The 18,616-nt window shown below is 37.9% G+C and carries 15 protein-coding genes and 2 rRNA genes (1 of these 17 cut by a window edge); 12 read left to right on the forward strand and 5 right to left on the reverse strand.

Annotation, left to right across the window (positions count from 1 at the left end; all coding sequences use genetic code 11):
- The first annotated feature begins 37 nt into the window (after positions 1-37).
- The 12 genes from AC0L6O_RS20305 (at position 38) to AC0L6O_RS20360 (ending at position 16,120) form a co-directional block, all read left to right on the forward strand.
- Positions 38-1,546, forward strand: a complete 1,509-nt coding sequence (locus tag AC0L6O_RS20305; RefSeq protein WP_473304988.1) for a tagaturonate reductase — start codon at positions 38-40, stop codon at positions 1,544-1,546.
- Positions 1,543-3,192 carry a UxaA family hydrolase gene (locus AC0L6O_RS20310; RefSeq protein ID WP_473304990.1) on the forward strand — a complete coding sequence of 550 codons (1,650 nt, stop codon included), beginning with the start codon at positions 1,543-1,545 and terminating at the stop codon, positions 3,190-3,192. The genes AC0L6O_RS20305 and AC0L6O_RS20310 overlap by 4 nt, the downstream gene beginning before the upstream one ends.
- A 131-nt stretch (positions 3,193-3,323) precedes the next feature.
- Entirely contained in the window at positions 3,324-4,715 is a 1,392-nt protein-coding gene (uxaC, locus tag AC0L6O_RS20315) for a glucuronate isomerase (protein ID WP_473304991.1), read from the forward strand.
- 77 nt (positions 4,716-4,792) lie between these two features.
- On the forward strand, positions 4,793-5,833 hold the full coding sequence (locus tag AC0L6O_RS20320; protein WP_473304993.1) for a PfkB family carbohydrate kinase: 1,041 nt from the start codon (positions 4,793-4,795) through the stop codon (positions 5,831-5,833).
- Positions 5,834-5,847: 14 nt separating this feature from the next.
- A complete protein-coding gene (locus AC0L6O_RS20325) occupies positions 5,848-6,513 on the forward strand; it encodes a bifunctional 4-hydroxy-2-oxoglutarate aldolase/2-dehydro-3-deoxy-phosphogluconate aldolase (RefSeq protein WP_473304994.1) in 666 nt (221 codons plus the stop codon).
- A 120-nt stretch (positions 6,514-6,633) separates the two neighbouring features.
- Positions 6,634-7,920 carry an MFS transporter gene (locus tag AC0L6O_RS20330; RefSeq protein ID WP_473304995.1) on the forward strand — a complete coding sequence of 429 codons (1,287 nt, stop codon included), beginning with the start codon at positions 6,634-6,636 and terminating at the stop codon, positions 7,918-7,920.
- 75 nt (positions 7,921-7,995) lie between these two features.
- On the forward strand, positions 7,996-8,496 hold the full coding sequence (locus AC0L6O_RS20335) for a GNAT family N-acetyltransferase (protein WP_473304996.1): 501 nt from the start codon (positions 7,996-7,998) through the stop codon (positions 8,494-8,496).
- 142 nt (positions 8,497-8,638) lie between these two features.
- Entirely contained in the window at positions 8,639-9,853 is a 1,215-nt protein-coding gene (locus AC0L6O_RS20340; protein ID WP_473304997.1) for a DNA polymerase Y family protein, read from the forward strand.
- A 3-nt stretch (positions 9,854-9,856) separates the two neighbouring features.
- Positions 9,857-12,823 (forward strand): DNA polymerase III subunit alpha, encoded by a 2,967-nt coding sequence (locus tag AC0L6O_RS20345; RefSeq protein WP_473304999.1) that lies wholly within the window; start codon positions 9,857-9,859, stop codon positions 12,821-12,823.
- Positions 12,824-13,251: 428 nt separating this feature from the next.
- Positions 13,252-14,262 carry a TRAP transporter substrate-binding protein gene (locus AC0L6O_RS20350; protein ID WP_473305000.1) on the forward strand — a complete coding sequence of 337 codons (1,011 nt, stop codon included), beginning with the start codon at positions 13,252-13,254 and terminating at the stop codon, positions 14,260-14,262.
- Between the two features lie 25 nt (positions 14,263-14,287).
- Positions 14,288-14,767: a TRAP transporter small permease gene (locus AC0L6O_RS20355; RefSeq protein WP_473305001.1), complete on the forward strand. Its 480-nt coding sequence runs from the start codon at positions 14,288-14,290 to the stop codon at positions 14,765-14,767.
- A 48-nt stretch (positions 14,768-14,815) separates the two neighbouring features.
- Positions 14,816-16,120: a TRAP transporter large permease gene (locus AC0L6O_RS20360; RefSeq protein WP_473308553.1), complete on the forward strand. Its 1,305-nt coding sequence runs from the start codon at positions 14,816-14,818 to the stop codon at positions 16,118-16,120.
- 50 nt (positions 16,121-16,170) lie between these two features.
- Here the strand turns inward: AC0L6O_RS20360 and AC0L6O_RS20365 are convergent, their stop codons facing one another.
- The 5 genes from AC0L6O_RS20365 to AC0L6O_RS20385 all read right to left on the reverse strand — a co-directional run.
- Positions 16,171-16,311, reverse strand: a complete 141-nt coding sequence (locus AC0L6O_RS20365) for a transposase (protein ID WP_473305002.1) — start codon at positions 16,309-16,311, stop codon at positions 16,171-16,173.
- A 130-nt stretch (positions 16,312-16,441) separates the two neighbouring features.
- A complete protein-coding gene (locus AC0L6O_RS20370; protein WP_473305003.1) occupies positions 16,442-16,609 on the reverse strand; it encodes a hypothetical protein in 168 nt (55 codons plus the stop codon).
- A gap of 529 nt (positions 16,610-17,138) precedes the next feature.
- Complete coding sequence (locus AC0L6O_RS20375; RefSeq protein WP_473305004.1) at positions 17,139-17,465, reverse strand: ISAon1 family transposase N-terminal region protein; 327 nt, start codon at positions 17,463-17,465, stop codon at positions 17,139-17,141.
- Between the two features lie 44 nt (positions 17,466-17,509).
- A 5S ribosomal RNA gene (gene rrf / locus AC0L6O_RS20380) occupies positions 17,510-17,621 on the reverse strand.
- A gap of 162 nt (positions 17,622-17,783) precedes the next feature.
- Positions 17,784-18,616, reverse strand: a 23S ribosomal RNA gene (locus AC0L6O_RS20385); it runs 1,995 nt beyond the window's last position.

Genomic DNA, 18,616 nt, shown 5'->3' on the forward strand with positions numbered 1-18,616 from the left:
GAATCACTATCTAATATAAAACGCGTAAAAAACTCGAATGGACAACTTATCCTTAGATTATCTCACTAAAAAATCTGACTTAGGATTTGAAAGAAGGATATTATATTATCCTGAAAAAATCATCCAATTTGGCACTGGAGTCCTTCTCAAAGGTCTTCCTGATTTCATTATAGACCACGCTAATAAAAACGGAGCCTTTGAAGGAAAAATAGTAATGATTAAGTCTACAGACACTAGAGGCTCCATAGAGTCTTTGGTCAGTCAAGATTGTCTTTATACTGTTGCTACTAGAGGTATTCAAGATAAAAGGTTAATTGACAAACAAGATATATGTGCCTCAGTGAGTCGCGTGCTAATAGCCAAAACGCAGTGGGCGTCAATCTTGTCTTTATCTAAAAAAGAGGAAATTGAATTTGTTTTTTCTAACACCACAGAAGTAGGAATAACCTACGAACCAGAAAAAATAACACCAGGTGAATGTCCAAATTCATTTCCAGGAAAAGTTGTAGCCTTCTTAAAAAGTAGATTTGAGTATTTTAACGGCGACCTCTCGAAAGGATTAATTTTCCTACCTGCTGAGCTTATTTCAAATAATGGCGATGAACTCAAAAGGATTGTGTTTCAATTGGCCGAAGAAAACTACAATGACTTAGCTTTTCTTTCTTGGCTAAAGTCTGCCAATACGTTTTGTAATACACTAGTAGACCGAATAGTGCCAGGAGCAGCAAACGACACGCTGGACGATAAACTACCTTATAAAGATAAGAACGCCATTGTAGTAGAACCATACGCACTATGGGCTATTGAAGGAGATGATTCTATAAAAGACAAACTAACGTTCTGCTTACCAGAAAATGGTGCTTTTGTAGCTCCCAGCATAGAAAAGTATAAAGAGATAAAACTCAGAATATTAAATGCTGCTCATACTTTCTCTTCCGGATTAGCCTTTCTTTCTGAATATAAACTGGTGAAAGAAGCCATGCGAGATGAAGATTTTTACTCCTTCATGAAAATACTCATGGCAAACGAAATATCAGAAGCCATGACTTCCGAAATATCAGATTCAGAGAAAAACGACTTTGCACAAAAAGTACTAGATAGGTTTAGAAATCCTTTCTTAGAACATCAGTGGCTTTCTATCTGTATGAACTACAGTTACAAAATGGCCACAAGGTGCTTACCACTCATAAAATCATATTATGAGCAAGGAAAAGAAATACCCGAACTTATGCTCTTAGGGTTTACTGCTCACATAGCCTTTTTAAAACCAGTCTCTATTATTGAAGACAAATATTACGGTGAAGCAAACGGAGAGCAATATCTCATTAATGACCCAAATGCCGATTATTTCTACAAAATATGGTCTTCTGAAGGTTCTAACGAGTTAAAAATCAAAAAAATCCTTGAAAACGAGGAACTTTGGGGCGAAAATTTAAATAATCTGAATAGATTTGCAGAGCAGGTTTATAATACTTTTTCTACAATCACAGAACAAGGAACAGGCAAAACCCTATCAGAAACAATTTCTAAATTAGAGAACGCATGAAGAAGCGTGTACTAAAAGTACAATCCCAAGACAATCTTATAGTAGCTCTTGACCACCTTAAAAAAGGCGAAGTCATAGTCTACAATAATAAAGAAGTAACCTTACTTGAAGCTATTGCTCCTAAGCATAAGTTTACAGAAAGCGATTTAAAAAAAGGTGAAGAGCTTTTCATGTATGGTGTTTTAGTAGGAAAAGCTGAATATGATATTCCTGCTGGCAGCATGGTAACCACATTTAATGTGAAGCACGCCGCAGCTCCATTTAAATTAGGAGAAAGAAAGCTCGACTGGGACAAACCAGAACAAGGCAATTTCAAAGACAAAACTTTCCAAGGATTTCATAGAGCTAATGGCTCGGTAGGTACAGCAAATTACTGGATAGTATTACCATTAGTTTTTTGTGAAAACAGAAACCTAGATGTAATGAAAGAAGCTCTGGTAACTCAGCTCGGCTACGGAAAAAGCGATAAATACAAAGATTTTGCTAAAGATTTAATCTCAAAATATCAAAAAGGAGACAAAGTTCAAGATATTTTAGGAAGTGAATTGCAATCGGTTGCAGAAATTCCAAGCCAGACACGTATATTTGAGAATGTAGATGGAGTAAAATTCCTAAACCATGATATGGGATGTGGCGGAACTCGCCAAGATGCTCAAAGTCTTTGTGGATTACTAGCAGGCTATATTGCTCACCCTAACGTAGCTGGTGCCACGGTTCTAAGTTTAGGTTGTCAAAATGCTCAGTATAGTATTTTGCAGGAAGAGTTACTTAAAAGAGAGTGTACAGATAAGCCCCTTGTATTTCTTGAACAGCAAGAAGAAGGCACAGAAGAAAAATTAATTACCGAAGCTATAAAGAAAACCTTTGCAGGATTAATGGAAGCCAATAAACAAACGCGTCAACCAGCCCCTCTATCAAAATTGGTATTGGGTCTTGAGTGTGGTGGTTCTGATGGTTTCTCTGGTATTTCGGCCAATCCTTCATTAGGTTATGTAAGTGATTTATTGGTAAGCTTAGGTGGTACCACTATCCTTTCGGAATTTCCAGAACTATGTGGCGTAGAGCAAGAACTTAGCGACCGCTGTGTAAACGAAGAAACTGCTCTCAAATTTAACTCACTTATGACGGCCTATGCCGCTAGTGCTGTAAAAGCAGGCTCAGGTTTTGACATGAACCCTTCTCCAGGAAACATAAAAGACGGATTGATTACAGACGCCATAAAATCTGCTGGTGCAGCAAAAAAGGGAGGAACATCTCCAGTAACCGATGTACTAGATTATCCAGAGATGGTTAACAAAAAGGGCTTAAACCTACTTTGTACTCCAGGAAATGACGTAGAATCTACCACAGGAATGGTAGGCTCAGGAGCCAATGTGGTCCTATTTACTACAGGCCTTGGTACACCTACCGGTAACCCAATTGCTCCAGTTATTAAAGTATCAAGCAATACCAAGCTTACAGAAAAAATGCCTGATATAATTGACATAAATACAGGTCCAATAATAGAAGGTGAAGAAAACATTGAAGATACTGGAAGACGAATTCTAGATTATATAATTGCTGTAGCTAGTGGAGATATTCAATGTAAAGCAGTCATTAATCAGCAAGACGATTTCATTCCTTGGAAAAGAGGAGTGAGTTTATAATAAAGAATACAACAATTAAAATGCTTGAGTTTAGAGATATCAAATGCTAATCTTTAATAATAACAATTGATAAAATAGTTTGACATTAAAACCCATCAAACTTCACTAATCTTGGCCTATTGAATAAAAAAATGAAAAAATTCTTAGACGACAATTTCCTTCTTCAGACCAAAACCGCCGAAAAACTTTATCATGAGTATGCTAAACACATGCCCATTATAGATTACCATAATCATTTACCACCTGACCAAATATTAAATGATATCAACTTCAATAATATTAGTCATGCATGGTTAGCTGGTGACCACTATAAGTGGAGAGCTATGCGTTCAAACGGTATAAATGAGGCCTATTGTACAGGAAATAAGACCGACGAAGAAAAGTTTCAAAAATGGGCAGAAACAGTACCTTACACCTTAAGAAACCCACTTTATCACTGGACTCATTTAGAGCTACAGAGATACTTCGGTATTCATGACATTCTGAACGGAGACTCTGCAAAGAGCATTTATGCGGACACCACTGCTATGCTCCAAACAAAAGAATACTCTGTTCAAGGTTTATTAAGTAAAATGAAAGTTGAGACCGTTTGTACTACAGACGACCCACTAGATACGCTAGAACATCATATTGCCTATGATAACTCTGGCGTAAATATGTACCCAGCTTTCAGACCAGATAAGTTCATTCTGATTGAAAACGATGGTTTCGCCTCTTTTATAGAGCGACTAGGTGTTATCGTAAATGCTCCTATTACAGACCTAGACGGACTTCAAAAAGCATTAAGAAGCAGAGCAGATTTCTTTAAGGAAAATGGCTGTAGAATCTCTGACCACGGTCTTGAGCAAATTTATTCTGCCGACTTTACAGAAGAAGGAGCCGACAAGGTTCTCAAAAAAGCTCTTAACGGTCAAACAGTTTCTGAAGCTGAAGCATTAGAATTCAAATCTGCCATTCTTCATTATTTAGGAGTGATGTATTCTGATTTAGGATGGGTACAGCAGTTTCACTTAGGTGCCTTAAGAAACAATAACGAAAGAGGGCTAAGAGAATTAGGACCAGATACAGGTTGGGATAGCATGGGAGACTGGCCACAAGCCGCTGCCATTTCACGTTATTTAAATAAATTGGACAATACTAACCAATTGGCCAAAACGGTTTTATATAACCTTAACCCCGCTGACAATGCCATGATAGCCACAATGATTGGTAACTTTAACGATGGCTCAGTAGCTGGTAAGGTTCAGTTTGGCTCAGGTTGGTGGTTTTTAGACCAAAAAGATGCCATGATAGATCAAATGAATATCTTGTCAAACATGGGATTGATTAGTAAGTTTATTGGTATGCTAACAGATTCTAGAAGTTTCCTTTCTTTTCCAAGACACGAATACTTCAGAAGAATTTTATGTAACCTTTTTGGTAAGGACATTGAAAATGGAGAACTTCCAAACGATATTCCTTGGACAGGTAAGATTATTCAAGACATCTGTTATAATAACACCAAAGAATACTTTGGGTTTTAAATAAAAAACATCTAAACTTTGAGAATTCATTAATTTTAACAAAAAAAAGACATTTAGCAAGTCAAAAATATAACAAAATGAAAAAAGTAGTCACTTTCGGTGAAATCATGTTACGCCTTTCACCTCCAGGTTTTTTAAGGTTTTCTCAAGCAAATAGCTTTGACGTAGTTTATGGCGGTGGTGAGTCTAACGTGGCTGTATCATTGGCTAATTACGGAGTTCCTGTAAGTTTTGTAACACGTTTGCCAAAAAACGATATTGGTGAGTGTGCCTTAATGGAAATGAGAAAACGTGGTGTCAACACCGACAACATTGTTTTTGGTGGAGATAGATTAGGAATCTACTTCTTAGAAACTGGAGCTGTTTCAAGAGGAAGTAAAGTGGTTTATGATAGAGCAGGTTCCTCTGTAAGTGAGATTGAGCCAGGAATGATTGATTGGGATAAAGTTTTTGACGGAGTAGAGTGGTTTCACTGGACAGGTATTACTCCTGCTATTTCTCAAAGTGCTGCCGACACTTGTTTAGAAGCTGTAAAAGCTGCAAGTGCTAAAGGTATTACCATCTCTACCGACCTTAACTACAGAGCTAAGCTTTGGAATTATGGTGGAGACAGAGAAGCTATCATGACAGAGCTTACCTCACATTGCGACATTATTCTTGGAAACGAAGAAGACGCAGAAAAGCACTTCGGAATTAAGCCAGAAGGTCTTGACATCACTACCCAAGGGCACGATGTTACTGCCACAGCTTTCCTTTCTGTTTGTAAGCAAATGATGGAAAAATTCCCTAAGGCTAAAAAAGTAATTACTACCCTTAGAGGTTCTATCTCTGCATCGCATAACACATGGGCTGGAGTTATGTATGATGGCAAAAACATGTTTGAGTCGCCACAGTATCAAATCACGGACATTGTGGATCGTGTAGGTGGTGGAGATTCATTTATGGGAGGTTTAATTTATGGTTTATTGAAATACCCAGAAGACGACCAAAACGCATTGAATTTTGCGGTAGCGGCATCTTGTCTTAAGCATACCATCAAAGGTGATGCTAACTTGGTAACAGTACCAGAAGTAGAAAAATTAATGAGTGGCGACGCTTCAGGCCGAGTAGCTAGATAAATTTATAATAGAAAATGGCAAAATATACAAGATTAGAAGTAGCAGCAGTAATGAAAGATAATGGGATGGTTCCCTTATTTTTCCATTCTGACATTGAGCTTTGCAAAGACGTTTTAAAAGCTTGTTATGACGGAGGTTCTAGATTGATGGAATTTACATCAAGAGGAGATTTCGCTCATGAAGTATTTGGAGAATTGAATAAATACGCCCTAAAAGAACTTCCAGGTATGATTTTAGGCGTGGGCTCTGTTACAGATGCAGCATCGGCTTCTTTATACATGGCACTTGGAGCTAACTTCATAGTTACGCCAGTACTTAGAGAAGACATTGCCATGGTTTGTAACCGTCGCAAAGTACTTTGGTCTCCAGGTTGTGGAAGTCTTACAGAGATTTGCAGAGCAGAGGAACTAGGCTGCGAAATTGTCAAATTATTCCCTGGTGACTTATACGGTCCTAAATTCGTAAAAGGAATTAAAGGGCCTCAGCCATGGACTAGCATCATGCCTACAGGTGGTGTTTCTCCGGACGAAGCTAACCTTAAAGGTTGGTTTGACGCTGGTGTTACTTGTGTTGGAATGGGCTCTCAGCTTATTTCAAAAGAAATACTAAAAAACAAAGATTTCGAAGGTTTAAAAACTAAAGTAAAAGATGCTTTAGCTTTGATAAAAACACTTCGTTAATCAAAAAAATTGGAGAGTTAATGTTAGACCATTAGCTCTCCAATTATAATCATTCAAATTCGCTATTCTACTTCAATAAAGCATTTAGCTTCTTTTAGCTAAAAAAACAACCCTATAAAAATGGAAAACAAGCCTAAAGTATTTAGGTGGACGGTGGTGATACTTTTATTCACCGCTACTACTATTAACTACCTCGACAGGCAAGTTATTGGTCTTCTAAAACCAACCTTAGAAAAAGCATTTAGTTGGACCGAAAAAGACTATAGTTATATAGTAATGGCTTTTACGGCCGCTTATGCATTAGGTTATTTAATTTTCGGACGTATTATTGATAAGATAGGCACTAAGATTGGCTTGAGCGTTTCTATTTTCGTTTGGTCTATTGCCGCCATGGGACATGCATTAGCTAGTTCAACCTTCGGTTTTGCCTTTTGGCGAGTTATTTTGGGGGCGGGAGAAGCAGGTAATTTTCCTGCATCCATAAAGACTGTGGCAGAGTGGTTCCCGAAAAAAGACAGGGCTTTGGCTACTGGCATATTTAATGCCGGAACTAACATAGGAGCTGTTATCGCTCCGCTTTTCGTCCCTTGGATTCTTGGTGTTTATGGCTGGGAAATGGCTTTTATCCTTACTGGTGCAGTAGGTTTTGTATGGCTTTTTTTCTGGTGGTTTATGTATGAAAGACCTGAGAGAAAGAAAGGAGTTAGTCAAGAAGAGCTAGATTACATAAATAGTGACGTTGAAAAAGATGACACTGGGGAGTCTGATGAAGGAGTAAGTTGGGGTAAACTCTTTAGCTTAAGACAAACTTGGGCTTACGTTTTAGGTAAGTTTTTCTCAGATCCTATTTGGTGGTTTTTCTTATTCTGGATACCTTCTTATTTCTCAGATATTTTTGATTTGGATTTAAAAAAGCCATCTATTCATATCGCTGTTCTATATGTTGTAGCTACCATTGGCTCAGTAGGTGGTGGTTATTTATCAGGTTACTTCATCAAGAAAGGCTGGCCTATATATAAAGCCAGAAAAGCAACTATGTTGATAGTAGCCTTTGCAGTAATGCCAATTATGGCAGCCAAATACGCCCCTAGTATCTGGTGGGCCGTGGCACTGATTAGTTTAGCATGTGCGGCACATCAAGCATGGAGTGCTAATATGTTTACCACGGCTTCAGACATGTTCCCTAAGAAGGCCGTAAGTTCGGTGGTAGGAATTGGTGGTTTAGCCGGTTCTGTCGGTGGCGTTTTATTTCCATGGTTAGTAGGTTTTATTCTTGATAAATTCGAATTAGCTGGAAATATTGGAGCTGGTTATAATATCATCTTCATTATTTGTGGTTTAGCATATTTAGTAGCTTGGCTCTGCATGCACTTCTTAGTACCTAAAATGACAAAGGTTAAACTCTAATTTAGAACGTCAACTTATTAATAAAAGCCAAATCAGAGTACACAAACTCTGGTTTGGCTTTCTTAGTTTTACAGCATGATTTCACTTCGCAAAGCTACCATTCATGAACTTCCAATTATCCAATCCCTAGCCAAGGAAATTTGGCCACCTACCTTCGGTCAAATCTTATCGCCAAAACAGATAGAATATATGCTTGATATGATGTATTCGCTAGATGCATTAAAAAAACAGTCAACAGAATTAAATCATGTTTTTATAATCGCATCAGAGGCTGGAAAAGATATAGGCTATCTCAGTTATGAACTCAATTCAAAAAACAAGTCAGAGGCAAAAATCCATAAAATCTACCTACTCCCATCAACCCAAGGAAAAGGCTATGGAAAACAATTAATCGCTTACGCAAAAAAAGTAGCTTTAGAAAACTCACAAACAGCTCTAACCCTAAATGTCAACAAGTTCAATAAAGCCTATGATTTTTATATCAAACAAGGTTTTGACTTCGTCAAAAATGAAGATATAGACATTGGTAATGGATTTCTCATGGAAGATGCCGTGCTATCCCTAAATATTGGGTGATATAAAACAGCGATGGATAGGGCCAATCATAACAAATTCTAATATAATTAGCAATAAAAGCAAATATTTGTAGCCGAGTTTAAGTTCCCATTATCTTTGATCAAAACCGCCTTCTGCGGTCGAATCTATATCAAAAATAATAATGGAAAGAACCATCTTGCACATGGACTTAGACACGTTTTTCGTGTCTGTGGAACGCAAACTAGACAGTCGGCTAAATGATTTACCCGTTTTAGTAGGTGGTACAGGAGACCGAGGCGTAGTTTCTGCTGCCAGCTATGAAGCCAGAAAGTTCAATGTCCACTCCGGCATGTCTATGAAAGTGGCTCGCCTCTACTGCCCAGAAGCCATTATTATTAAAGGCAATGCCGCCGTCTATTCTGACTATTCTAGAATGGTGACAGAAATATTAAAAGAGCGAGTACCTATCTTAGAAAAAGCAAGTGTTGACGAGTTTTATGCAGACTTCACAGGTATGGATAAGCATTACGGTTGCTTCAAATATGCATCCGAATTAAGAGATACCATCATCAATGAAACTGGCTTACCAATCTCCTTAGGTATGTCAATAAATAAAACCGTATCAAAAGTAGCCACCAATGAAATCAAACCTAATAATAAGCTAAGAATTGAACCTGGCACCGAAAAGAACTTCCTAGCCCCCCTTTCTGTCAGAAAAATACCAATGGTAGGTGAAAACACCTTTCACACGCTATGTAACCTTGGTGTCAAAATTGTCAAAAACGTACAAGACTTACCCAAGGATGTAATTAGTTCAGTTTTGGGCAAAAATGGCCTCTCACTCTGGCAAAAAGCTAACGCTTTAGATAACAGTCCTGTGGTAGAATATCACGAGAGAAAGTCTATCTCAAATGAGCGAACCTTCGGCAAAGACACTACCGATGTGTCTAAACTAAAAACTACCATCGAAGCCATGGCCGAACAACTTACTTATCAATTACGCTCTGGCGGCAAAATAGCAGGATGCATTTCTGTCAAAATTCGATACTCTGATTTTAACACCTATTCTAAGCAAAGCAGAATAGCATATTCTTCTGCCGACCATATCATGATACCAAAAGTCATGGAGCTTTTTGAAAGTCTATATAACAAAAGACTTCTTGTTCGGCTTGTAGGAGTCAAATACAGCGACATCACAAGCGGAAGCTATCAGTTAAGCATTTTTGAAGATGCTAGAAAAACAGCTAATCTATATTCTGGGATGGATAAAATAAGAGACCGCTATGGAGCTAGAAGTGTGATGCGTGCCTCTACTTTTGGAGCTCGCTCTATTGGGGGAATATCAAATCCATTTAATGGTGAGCCTCCTACCGTTTTAGCTCATAGAACATCGTAAAACATGTATTTAAACTGCCATTCCTATTTCAGTCTTCGCTATGGTACTTTTTCAGAAAAAGAATTACTAGAACTCGGTCAAAAGCACCATCAAAAAGTACTTAGCCTAACCGATATCAATAATACTTCAGGCTGTCTATCTTTTGTAAGGCTAGCTGCTGAATATAATATTAAACCTATCATAGGAATAGACTTTAGATTAGGAGCAAAACAGCTTTTTGTTGCAATCGCAAAAAACAATAAAGGTTTTCAAGAAATAAACAGTTACTTATCTTACTATTCCCATAACAAGCAAGCCATTCCTGAAGAAGCTCCACCATTCAACGCCGCGATTGTCATATATCCACTATCTCAAATAGTTTCACTAGGCAAAGATAACTTTAGCCAGAACGAATACATAGGTGTAAACACAAACGAACCCCCTCATCTACATCGGTCTCCTTATTTCAAATATATAGACAAGATGGTTCTTCTTCATCAGGTCACTTTTAGGCATAAAAGTGACTTTAACGTACATCGTTTACTAAGGGCTATTGACAATAATACATTACTCAGCAAATTACCAAAAACCGAAGAAGGACAACTTTCAGACACATTCCTTAATGAAGAAACCATAAACCAAATAGAACAAACCTACCCCTTACTTTTAAGAAACACAGAAGCCATCCAAAATGAGTGCAGCATTTATTTCGACTTTAGTGCAAACAGAAAACACCAAAACCTTTTAAGTTTTTTTGGTGACAGTAATCGTGATTATAAATTCATTGAAAAGCTCTGTCAAAAGGGTTTAAAAAAGAGATATGATGAAATAACACCTATCATTACAGCCAGAATAGAAAAAGAGCTAGCAACCATTAAGGAAATGGATTTTTTAGCCTTCTTTCTAGCCAACTGGAAAATTATACGCTACGCGAAAAGTAAAGGTTATTATCATGTAGGAAGAGGTAGCGGAGCCAATAGTATAGTGGCTTACTTACTCGGTATTACAGACGTAGACCCCATCGAATTAGATTTATATTTTGAACGCTTTATGAATCTATATCGAGCCAACCCACCAGATTTCGACATTGATTTTTCATCCAAAGACCGTAACGATGTCACCAATTTCATTTTTGAATACTTTAAAGGCAGCGGTCAAGTAGCCTTATTAGCCACATATAATTGTTTCAAACATAGTGGAGCCGTAAGAGAACTAGGCAAAGTATTTGGACTACCTAAACCTGAGCTTGACCTCTTAAGCGACGGAAAATATGATGCTAACAAACTTGATGATATTCAGACTTTAATAGTAAAATACTCCCAATTACTAATTGGGATTCCAAATCACCTCAGTGTTCATTCCAGTGGTATTATAATTTCAGAGAAACCTATTCATTATTTCTCAGCAACTAATCTTCCTCCTAAAGGTTTCCCAACTGTACAATTTGACATGGAAATAGCTGAAGATGTAGGCCTTTTCAAATACGACATCCTAGGCCAGCGGGGCCTAGGCAAAATAAAAGACACCCTTGCAATCATTAAAGAAAACCGACCAAACCTACCGCCAATAGATATTCATGATGTAAAAAGCTTCATGCATGATCCTAAAATAAACAAGAATGTAAGTGAAGCTAAGTGCATCGGTTGTTTCTATGTAGAATCCCCAGCTATGCGTATGCTCTTAAAAAAATTAGGTGTCAGTACGTACTTAGAACTAGTGGCCGCTAGCTCCATAATCCGACCTGGTGTTGCTAAAAGCGGAATGATGAGGGAATACATATTACGTCATCGTGACCCAGAACGTCAAAAACAAGCTCATCCTGTAATGCTAAAAATAATGCCCGAAACTTATGGCATTATGGTCTATCAAGAAGATGTAATTAAAGTGGCTCACTATTTTGCGGGTCTAGACCTAGCCGAAGCTGACCAACTAAGACGTGGGATGAGCGGAAAATTTCGTTCAAGAGATGAATTTGTCAAAGTCAAAAGAAAATTCATAAATAACTGTAGAGAAAAAGGTATTCCTGAAGAAACCATAAAAGAAGTTTGGCATCAAACAGAAAGTTTCGCTGGATATGCGTTTGCCAAAGGACATTCTGCCTCTTATGCAGTAGAGAGTTATCAAAGCCTCTTTCTTAAAACCTATTACCCTTTAGAATACATGGTAGCTGTACTTAATAATGGTGGAGGTTTTTATAGAACCGAAACCTATGTGCATGAAGCTAGATTACATGGAGCTCATATTCATAGTCCTGATATAAACATAAGTCAAAAACAAAGCCTTATCAAAGGAAAACATATCTATCTTGGATTAAACCATTTACATAATCTAGATACAGATCTTATAGATAAAATACTATTAGAAAGAAACAGAAATGGTTCTTATAAAAGCATAGAGAATTTCCTAGACCGCATAGATACAGGAAGTGAACAAATAGAGATACTACTCAGAATAGGAGCATTTAATTATACAGGAATAAATAGAAGAGAACTACTATGGAAGGCATTATATAAGCTCAACAAAGAAATACCTAAAACACAACAAAACGAACTCTTCAAGCATAAAGCCAAAGAAATATTTCTACCTAAATTAAACTCAACTAAACTAGAAGACGCATTTGACCAAATGGAAATTTTAGGATATCCACTTTGTAATCCTTTCCATTTGGCAGAAAAAACCTCAAATAACAATCTTGCCACAGACATGGAATCATTTCTAAATACAGAAATAACACTCTATGGATATCTAGTAACTCGAAAAAGAACTGTAACAGTTAAAGGTCAAAATATGTATTTTGGTACATTTTTAGACAAAAAAGGACAGTGGATAGATACAGTCCACTTTCCACCAGTAGCCGCAAAGTACCCTTTCAAAGGGCAAGGAGTTTATGAACTAAAAGGTAAGGTTATAGACGAGTTCGATTTCTTAAGTATAGAAATTACACAGATGTATCGCATCTCTTACATACAAGACCCTAGGTACACATTTTAAAAACACATTTAAAACATAGACCAGAAAGCTATATAAGAAGTTTGAAGGGCTCAAGTACAAAAGTTGGGAGCCCTTGTTAAATTCTAAATTTTGGAAAAACTTTAGGATAAAAAATAGGACGATTAGAAATCAAGAAAATCACACTCAGGGACTATCTCATCACCAATCGCAGATATAAGATAGACTAATTTCATCAGAATCGACACCTCTTTCTTTAACAAAAAAGACGGGGCTTAGCTAAGTCAAAACTAATACTCCTTTGAATTTCTACACTTAAACGGATGAATAAAAATCTATTTCTAATATTATGCTAATAGTCAGTGCGTACTTATTTGACTATTTTAATAAGTAGCTTGTTATAAGGCTTGCAATGCTCATACTTTCCGAATAAATTCGCATCTATTGAAATGATACCTAAGAATAAATTTATGACGAAATCCAAATTTCGCCGATCTACATTATTACCATTCCTAACAATTCTCTTACTGATTGGAACCTCATCTTGTTCTGAAATTAAGGACAAAAAAGTACTTTACTTTGCTCATTCATTACCTGTTACGCATCCTGTGCATAAAGGGATTCTTGCCTTTCAGGAATCATTGAACGAAAAATCAGCAGGTAAACTCCAATTAAAGATATTCCCAGATGCCCAGTTAGGTAGTGAACGTGAAACACTAGAGCTACTGCAAATTGGTAGTGTTGCCATGACCAAAGTGAGTGCGGCATCAATGTCTAGTTTCGCTCCCGAATATGAAGTTTTAGGAATACCCTATTTATTTAAAAACTCCGAACATCTATTCAATGTATTAGAAGGAGAAATAGGAAAAGAATTGCTAGCTGCTGGAAGTGAATACCTTCTTAGAGGCTTGTGCTTTTATGACGCAGGCAGCCGTAGCTTTTATTCAAAAGAAAAACCCATTCAAACTCCTGCTGACTTAAGCGGAATGAAAATAAGAGTCATGAATGATAAAATGTCGGTGGACATGGTCAATACATTAGGCGGCTCTGCCACACCAATGGCTTATGGAGAATTATATACAGCACTTCAACAGAAAGTTGTTGACGGAGCGGAAAACAATATCCCATCGTTCGTGACTTCAAATCATTATGAAATCTGCAAATACTATACTTTTGACGAGCATAGCATGATACCTGATGTAGTGGTTATGAGTTCTACTTTTTGGGAATCACTAAACGAAACTGAACAAAAGTGGGTACAAGATGCTGCCAACGAAAGTGTAGCTAAAGAAAAACAATACTGGAAAGAAACAGTAGAAGAAAACATGAAAGTCCTTAAAGAGGCTAATGTTGAATTTATTTATCCTGATAAATCCTTGTTTTCTAATCAAGCAGATGCCCTTACTAAAACCTTGATGCAAGACCCTAAAAAGAAGAAAATGATTGAGCGTATCAGAGCAGTTGGTACTGATAAGCAATAATCAATATTTAATTCACCCATTCAAAATGCAAAAAACATATACTTTTCTTAGCAAATCTATCGAAAACATGCTCGTTGCCATCTTCGGTTTACTTGTCATAGATGTGGTTTGGCAAGTGGCTTCTCGCTATATCATTGGGCAGTCAAGTTCTTTTACGGAAGAATTCGCCCGTTTTTCATTGATATGGCTTGCCGTTTTAGGGGCAGCATATATAAATGGACAAGAAGAAGGGCATTTATCCATGGACTTCCTTGTAACCAAGTTGCCACCAAAAAAGCAAGTGGCACGCAAGAAAAACATCCAACTCTTTATGATATTATTTGCCCTTGTTGTCATGGTTATTGGCGGAGGTAATCTTGTCTATATTACTTTAAAACTTGGTCAAACATCGCCCGCTTTACATGTTCCATTAGGCTATGTTTATGCCATTGTTCCAGTCAGTGGTTTACTTATTATTTTCTTTTGTATTCATAGAATTCTTGAAGGCAAAAACAAAATTCAATAAATCATTTCCTCCAATTACAGTTTACTGAAAAGAAACAAGAATATGAGTATCGAAGCTATCAGCATCATTTTATTATTTATTACGTTTTTTGGACTATTGGCCTATGGCGTTCCAGTGGCATACTCCATTGGAATCTCTACAACACTAATACTTCTGTTAAACATAGCATTTATGCCGGCCATTACCACAGCCTGCCAACGCATGACTACAGGTATTGATAATTTTGCTTTACTAGCCATTCCTTTCTTTATCCTTGCCGGAGAAGTAATGAATAGGGGCGGTATTGCTAATAGGCTTATTGCTTTTGCAAAATCATTGATAGGAAGCCTCCCGGGTGGAATGCTTTATGTAAACACACTTGCAGCTATGCTCTTTGGGGCTATTTCTGGTTCGGCGATAGCGGCTGCTTCAGCAATTGGAAGTACACTTACCGACAAAATGGCTAATGACGGTTATCCAAGAGATTTTAGTGCTGCGGTAAATATTACTTCTTCTACCACTGGTTTGCTTATTCCTCCTAGTAATGTCTTCATCATTTTCGCTTTGGCTAGTGGAGGAACTGCCTCTGTAGCGGCACTATTTATAGCAGGCTATATTCCAGGTTTATTAGTTGGTGCTGTCATTATGTTTATGATTTACTTATATGGTAAACGTAAAGGCTTACCCATGGGTGAGCGTGTAAGCATAAAACAATTATTCATAGACTTTAAAAACTCCATCCTTAGTCTTTCATTGCTCTTTATAGTGGTTGGTGGTATTGTAGGAGGAATTTTTACTGCAACAGAAGCTGCTGCCATCGCAGTAGTTTATGCAGTTCTATTAGGGTTTGTAAACAAAGAATTAAAAATAAAAGACTTTAAAGGTATTCTACTTAAAAGTGCCAAAACAACGGCTATTGTGATGTTTTTAATTTGTACATCCATGGCCATGTCTTGGTTGTTCTCATTTGAGAGTATTCCACAAATGTTTACCGACTTTCTTATTGACTCCGTCAAAAATCCATTTCTGGTACTTTTAGTTATCAATATCACATTACTCTTAGTAGGTACTTTTATGGACATGACGCCTGCCGTACTTATATTTACCCCTATCTTTTTACCTGTGGTTATGGCTTTGGGAATGCACCCAGTCCAGTTTGGAATGGTGATGGTGCTTAACCTTTGTATTGGCGTTTGTACGCCACCAGTTGGTACACTTCTATTTGTTGGTAGTGGTGTAGCAAAAGTGCCAGTTACCAAGGTTATAAAGAAACTCATGCCGATTTTAGGAGCCATGACGCTTGTACTTTTAATCATTACTTATGTGCCTGCAATATCACTTTGGTTACCAAGATTTTTCGGATTGATTGAATAGTTTTTGGGCTCTATTATGGGTCAAGTACAAAATCTGGGGGATGAGTTTCTTTAAGCGTAAATTTGATATAGCCTAAAAAGGAAGAATTCAATACTCCTGACACCTCTAAATCTGGACCTAAATGCTTTTACTTTAGCATAGAAAGATTCCGCTGAAGCATTGGTGCTTCTGTTATCAAAATAATTATACATAGTTCTGTAATGATGCTCAAAGGTTCGAGCGATAGAATTAAATAATAAAACCTGCCTGCCTTACTTCTTCATGCCATTTGGCTAATCTATTGGTCGGTGGCCTTGTCGTAAATCTCAGCGAGTTTGAGACCTAAACCAAACGCCTTTTAACATCTGGGTAGCGTTCAAATAATAGAGCCGCTCTTTCGACCTGCGATTTAGACCAGTTTACTGGTCGCTTATAAAAGAGATACCTGCTTCGAGCTAAAAGCTGCTTCAGTGCATCACCATTACTTAGTATTCCAGGTTTGTAAGACATTCCCTTTGCTTTCCCTAATTCAATAGTATCATTTCATGGTCCAAGGCCCTCCCATCTATGCTTAATTCTCACCTCTTGCACGGCATCTCAGGCTAACTTCTGAACATGAAAACGGTCTGTGATACTCTTTCCCCAAGGAAATGATTTCCTTAATAGCAATTCCATATTTGCTGCCAATCCAGGATTACTTCTTTGACATTCTTACGTTTAGATTCTGCAATCTTACATAAGACCTTCATTATATCAGTAGCTGTAGTACCAGCGATGACAGAAATAATGTGTCCTTTTTACCTTTGGCGGCTTTCTTGGTGAGAATAGTTTAAAGTTCTATATCTGAAAGGATCGTTTCATCAATGGATGGATATTCTCCTATATTTTGTGAGTAAACTAGCCATTTTTAGCCCTTCGTTTCTGTTTCCAGTTCTTGAAACTACTGAGATGATTCTTATACTGCCGCTAAAGTTTCTTTCCATTCAATCCAAAGAATTTGCCAACCGTTCCGACATCAATAGCCTGTGTATCTATTGAATTATTTTAAAAAAGCAGCAAACTCTGTTGTCATTCGAGTTCCCTGAGCTACTAGTTCCCAATTACGAGTTACATTCTTATTACTCTCTAAATCCTTCCATTTACGACGTTTGACATGAAGGAATACCTGGTAATTACGAATCGGAAAGTCTTGGATAGTTATTTCATCAAAGAAACCTTTTGAATGTAGTTTTAGATGCGATAGCTCCTGTGGTATATCAACTTTTCCCTTCAAGTATATTCGTAGAATTTCTAACTTCTGATCCTTATCGCCCTTTATTAAATTGAAATTATCGACGAGTATTTCAGGACGAGACCAACTATTCATGCATAAAAAAACCCCAACACGTTACGTATTGAGGTTTAATAAAAATGCGGCGTCTACCTACTCTCCCAGGTTTGATCCAAGTACCATCGGCGGTTCGGGGCTTAACTTCTCTGTTCGGAATGGGAAGAGGTGGACACCCGTCCTATAAACACCATCAAATCTTCAGGTTCATCACTGAACCAATTTCTTTTGATGAATTTAGTTCATATCTAAATCAACAAACTGACATTAACGATTTTACTTCTGCCTTCGACTTTAAGCCTTTCGCAATTAAAATCATTGAGATGAAGAAAGACTGAGTAGAATAAATTATATAAAAAAGAGAACTTATCGGTTCATTAGTACTACTCGGCTACATACATTGCTGCACTTACACCTATAGCCTATCTACGTCGTAATCTCCAACGTTCCTCTATGGAAGTCTCATCTTGAGGTGGGTTTCACACTTAGATGCTTTCAGTGTTTATCCCGTCCATACGTAGCTACTCTGCCGTGCCCTTGGCAAGACAACAGATACACCAGCGGTATGTCCAATTCGGTCCTCTCGTACTAAAATCAGAGCCTCTCAAACTTCCTACGCCCACCACAGATAGGGACCGAACTGTCTCACGACGTTCTGAACCCAGCTCGCGTGCCACTTTAATGGGCGAACAGCCCAACCCTTGGGACCTTCTCCAGCCCCAGGATGTGACGAGCCGACATCGAGGTGCCAAACCTCCCCGTCGATATGAGCTCTTGGGGGAGATCAGCCTGTTATCCCCGGAGTACCTTTTATCCTTTGAGCGATGGCCCTTCCATACAGAACCACCGGATCACTATATCCGTCTTTCGACCCAGATCGACTTGTAGGTCTCTCTGTCAAGCTCCCTTTTGCTATTGCACTCAACGCACGGTTACCAACCGTACTGAGGGAACCTTTGAAAGCCTCCGTTACTCTTTTGGAGGCGACCACCCCAGTCAAACTACCCACCAAGCAATGTCCTCCCTCTGGGAGTTAGGAAACAGATAAATAAAGGGTGGTATTTCAACAACGACTAAACTACGCCTAGCGACGCAGCATCAAAGTCTCCCACCTATCCTACACATTATTTACCCAGTCCCAATGCTAAGCTATAGTAAAGGTTCACGGGGTCTTTCCGTCCCGTGGCGGG

This window comes from Arcticibacterium sp. GJ41-1, from assembly GCF_055808875.1.

Excerpts from the sequence above, each read along its gene's own strand:
- AC0L6O_RS20345 (WP_473304999.1), top strand. The coding sequence starts at position 9,857 with ATGTATTTAAACTGCCATTCCTATTTCAGTCTTCGCTATGGTACTTTT.
- uxaC (WP_473304991.1), top strand. The coding sequence starts at position 3,324 with ATGAAAAAATTCTTAGACGACAATTTCCTTCTTCAGACCAAAACCGCC.
- AC0L6O_RS20335 (WP_473304996.1), top strand. The coding sequence starts at position 7,996 with ATGATTTCACTTCGCAAAGCTACCATTCATGAACTTCCAATTATCCAA.
- AC0L6O_RS20340 (WP_473304997.1), top strand. The coding sequence starts at position 8,639 with ATGGAAAGAACCATCTTGCACATGGACTTAGACACGTTTTTCGTGTCT.
- AC0L6O_RS20355 (WP_473305001.1), top strand. The coding sequence starts at position 14,288 with ATGCAAAAAACATATACTTTTCTTAGCAAATCTATCGAAAACATGCTC.
- AC0L6O_RS20370 (WP_473305003.1), bottom strand. The coding sequence starts at position 16,609 with ATGTCTTACAAACCTGGAATACTAAGTAATGGTGATGCACTGAAGCAG.
- AC0L6O_RS20325 (WP_473304994.1), top strand. The coding sequence starts at position 5,848 with ATGGCAAAATATACAAGATTAGAAGTAGCAGCAGTAATGAAAGATAAT.
- AC0L6O_RS20320 (WP_473304993.1), top strand. The coding sequence starts at position 4,793 with ATGAAAAAAGTAGTCACTTTCGGTGAAATCATGTTACGCCTTTCACCT.
- AC0L6O_RS20330 (WP_473304995.1), top strand. The coding sequence starts at position 6,634 with ATGGAAAACAAGCCTAAAGTATTTAGGTGGACGGTGGTGATACTTTTA.
- AC0L6O_RS20310 (WP_473304990.1), top strand. The coding sequence starts at position 1,543 with ATGAAGAAGCGTGTACTAAAAGTACAATCCCAAGACAATCTTATAGTA.
- AC0L6O_RS20305 (WP_473304988.1), top strand. The coding sequence starts at position 38 with ATGGACAACTTATCCTTAGATTATCTCACTAAAAAATCTGACTTAGGA.
- AC0L6O_RS20375 (WP_473305004.1), bottom strand. The coding sequence starts at position 17,465 with ATGAATAGTTGGTCTCGTCCTGAAATACTCGTCGATAATTTCAATTTA.
- AC0L6O_RS20365 (WP_473305002.1), bottom strand. The coding sequence starts at position 16,311 with ATGTATAATTATTTTGATAACAGAAGCACCAATGCTTCAGCGGAATCT.
- AC0L6O_RS20350 (WP_473305000.1), top strand. The coding sequence starts at position 13,252 with ATGACGAAATCCAAATTTCGCCGATCTACATTATTACCATTCCTAACA.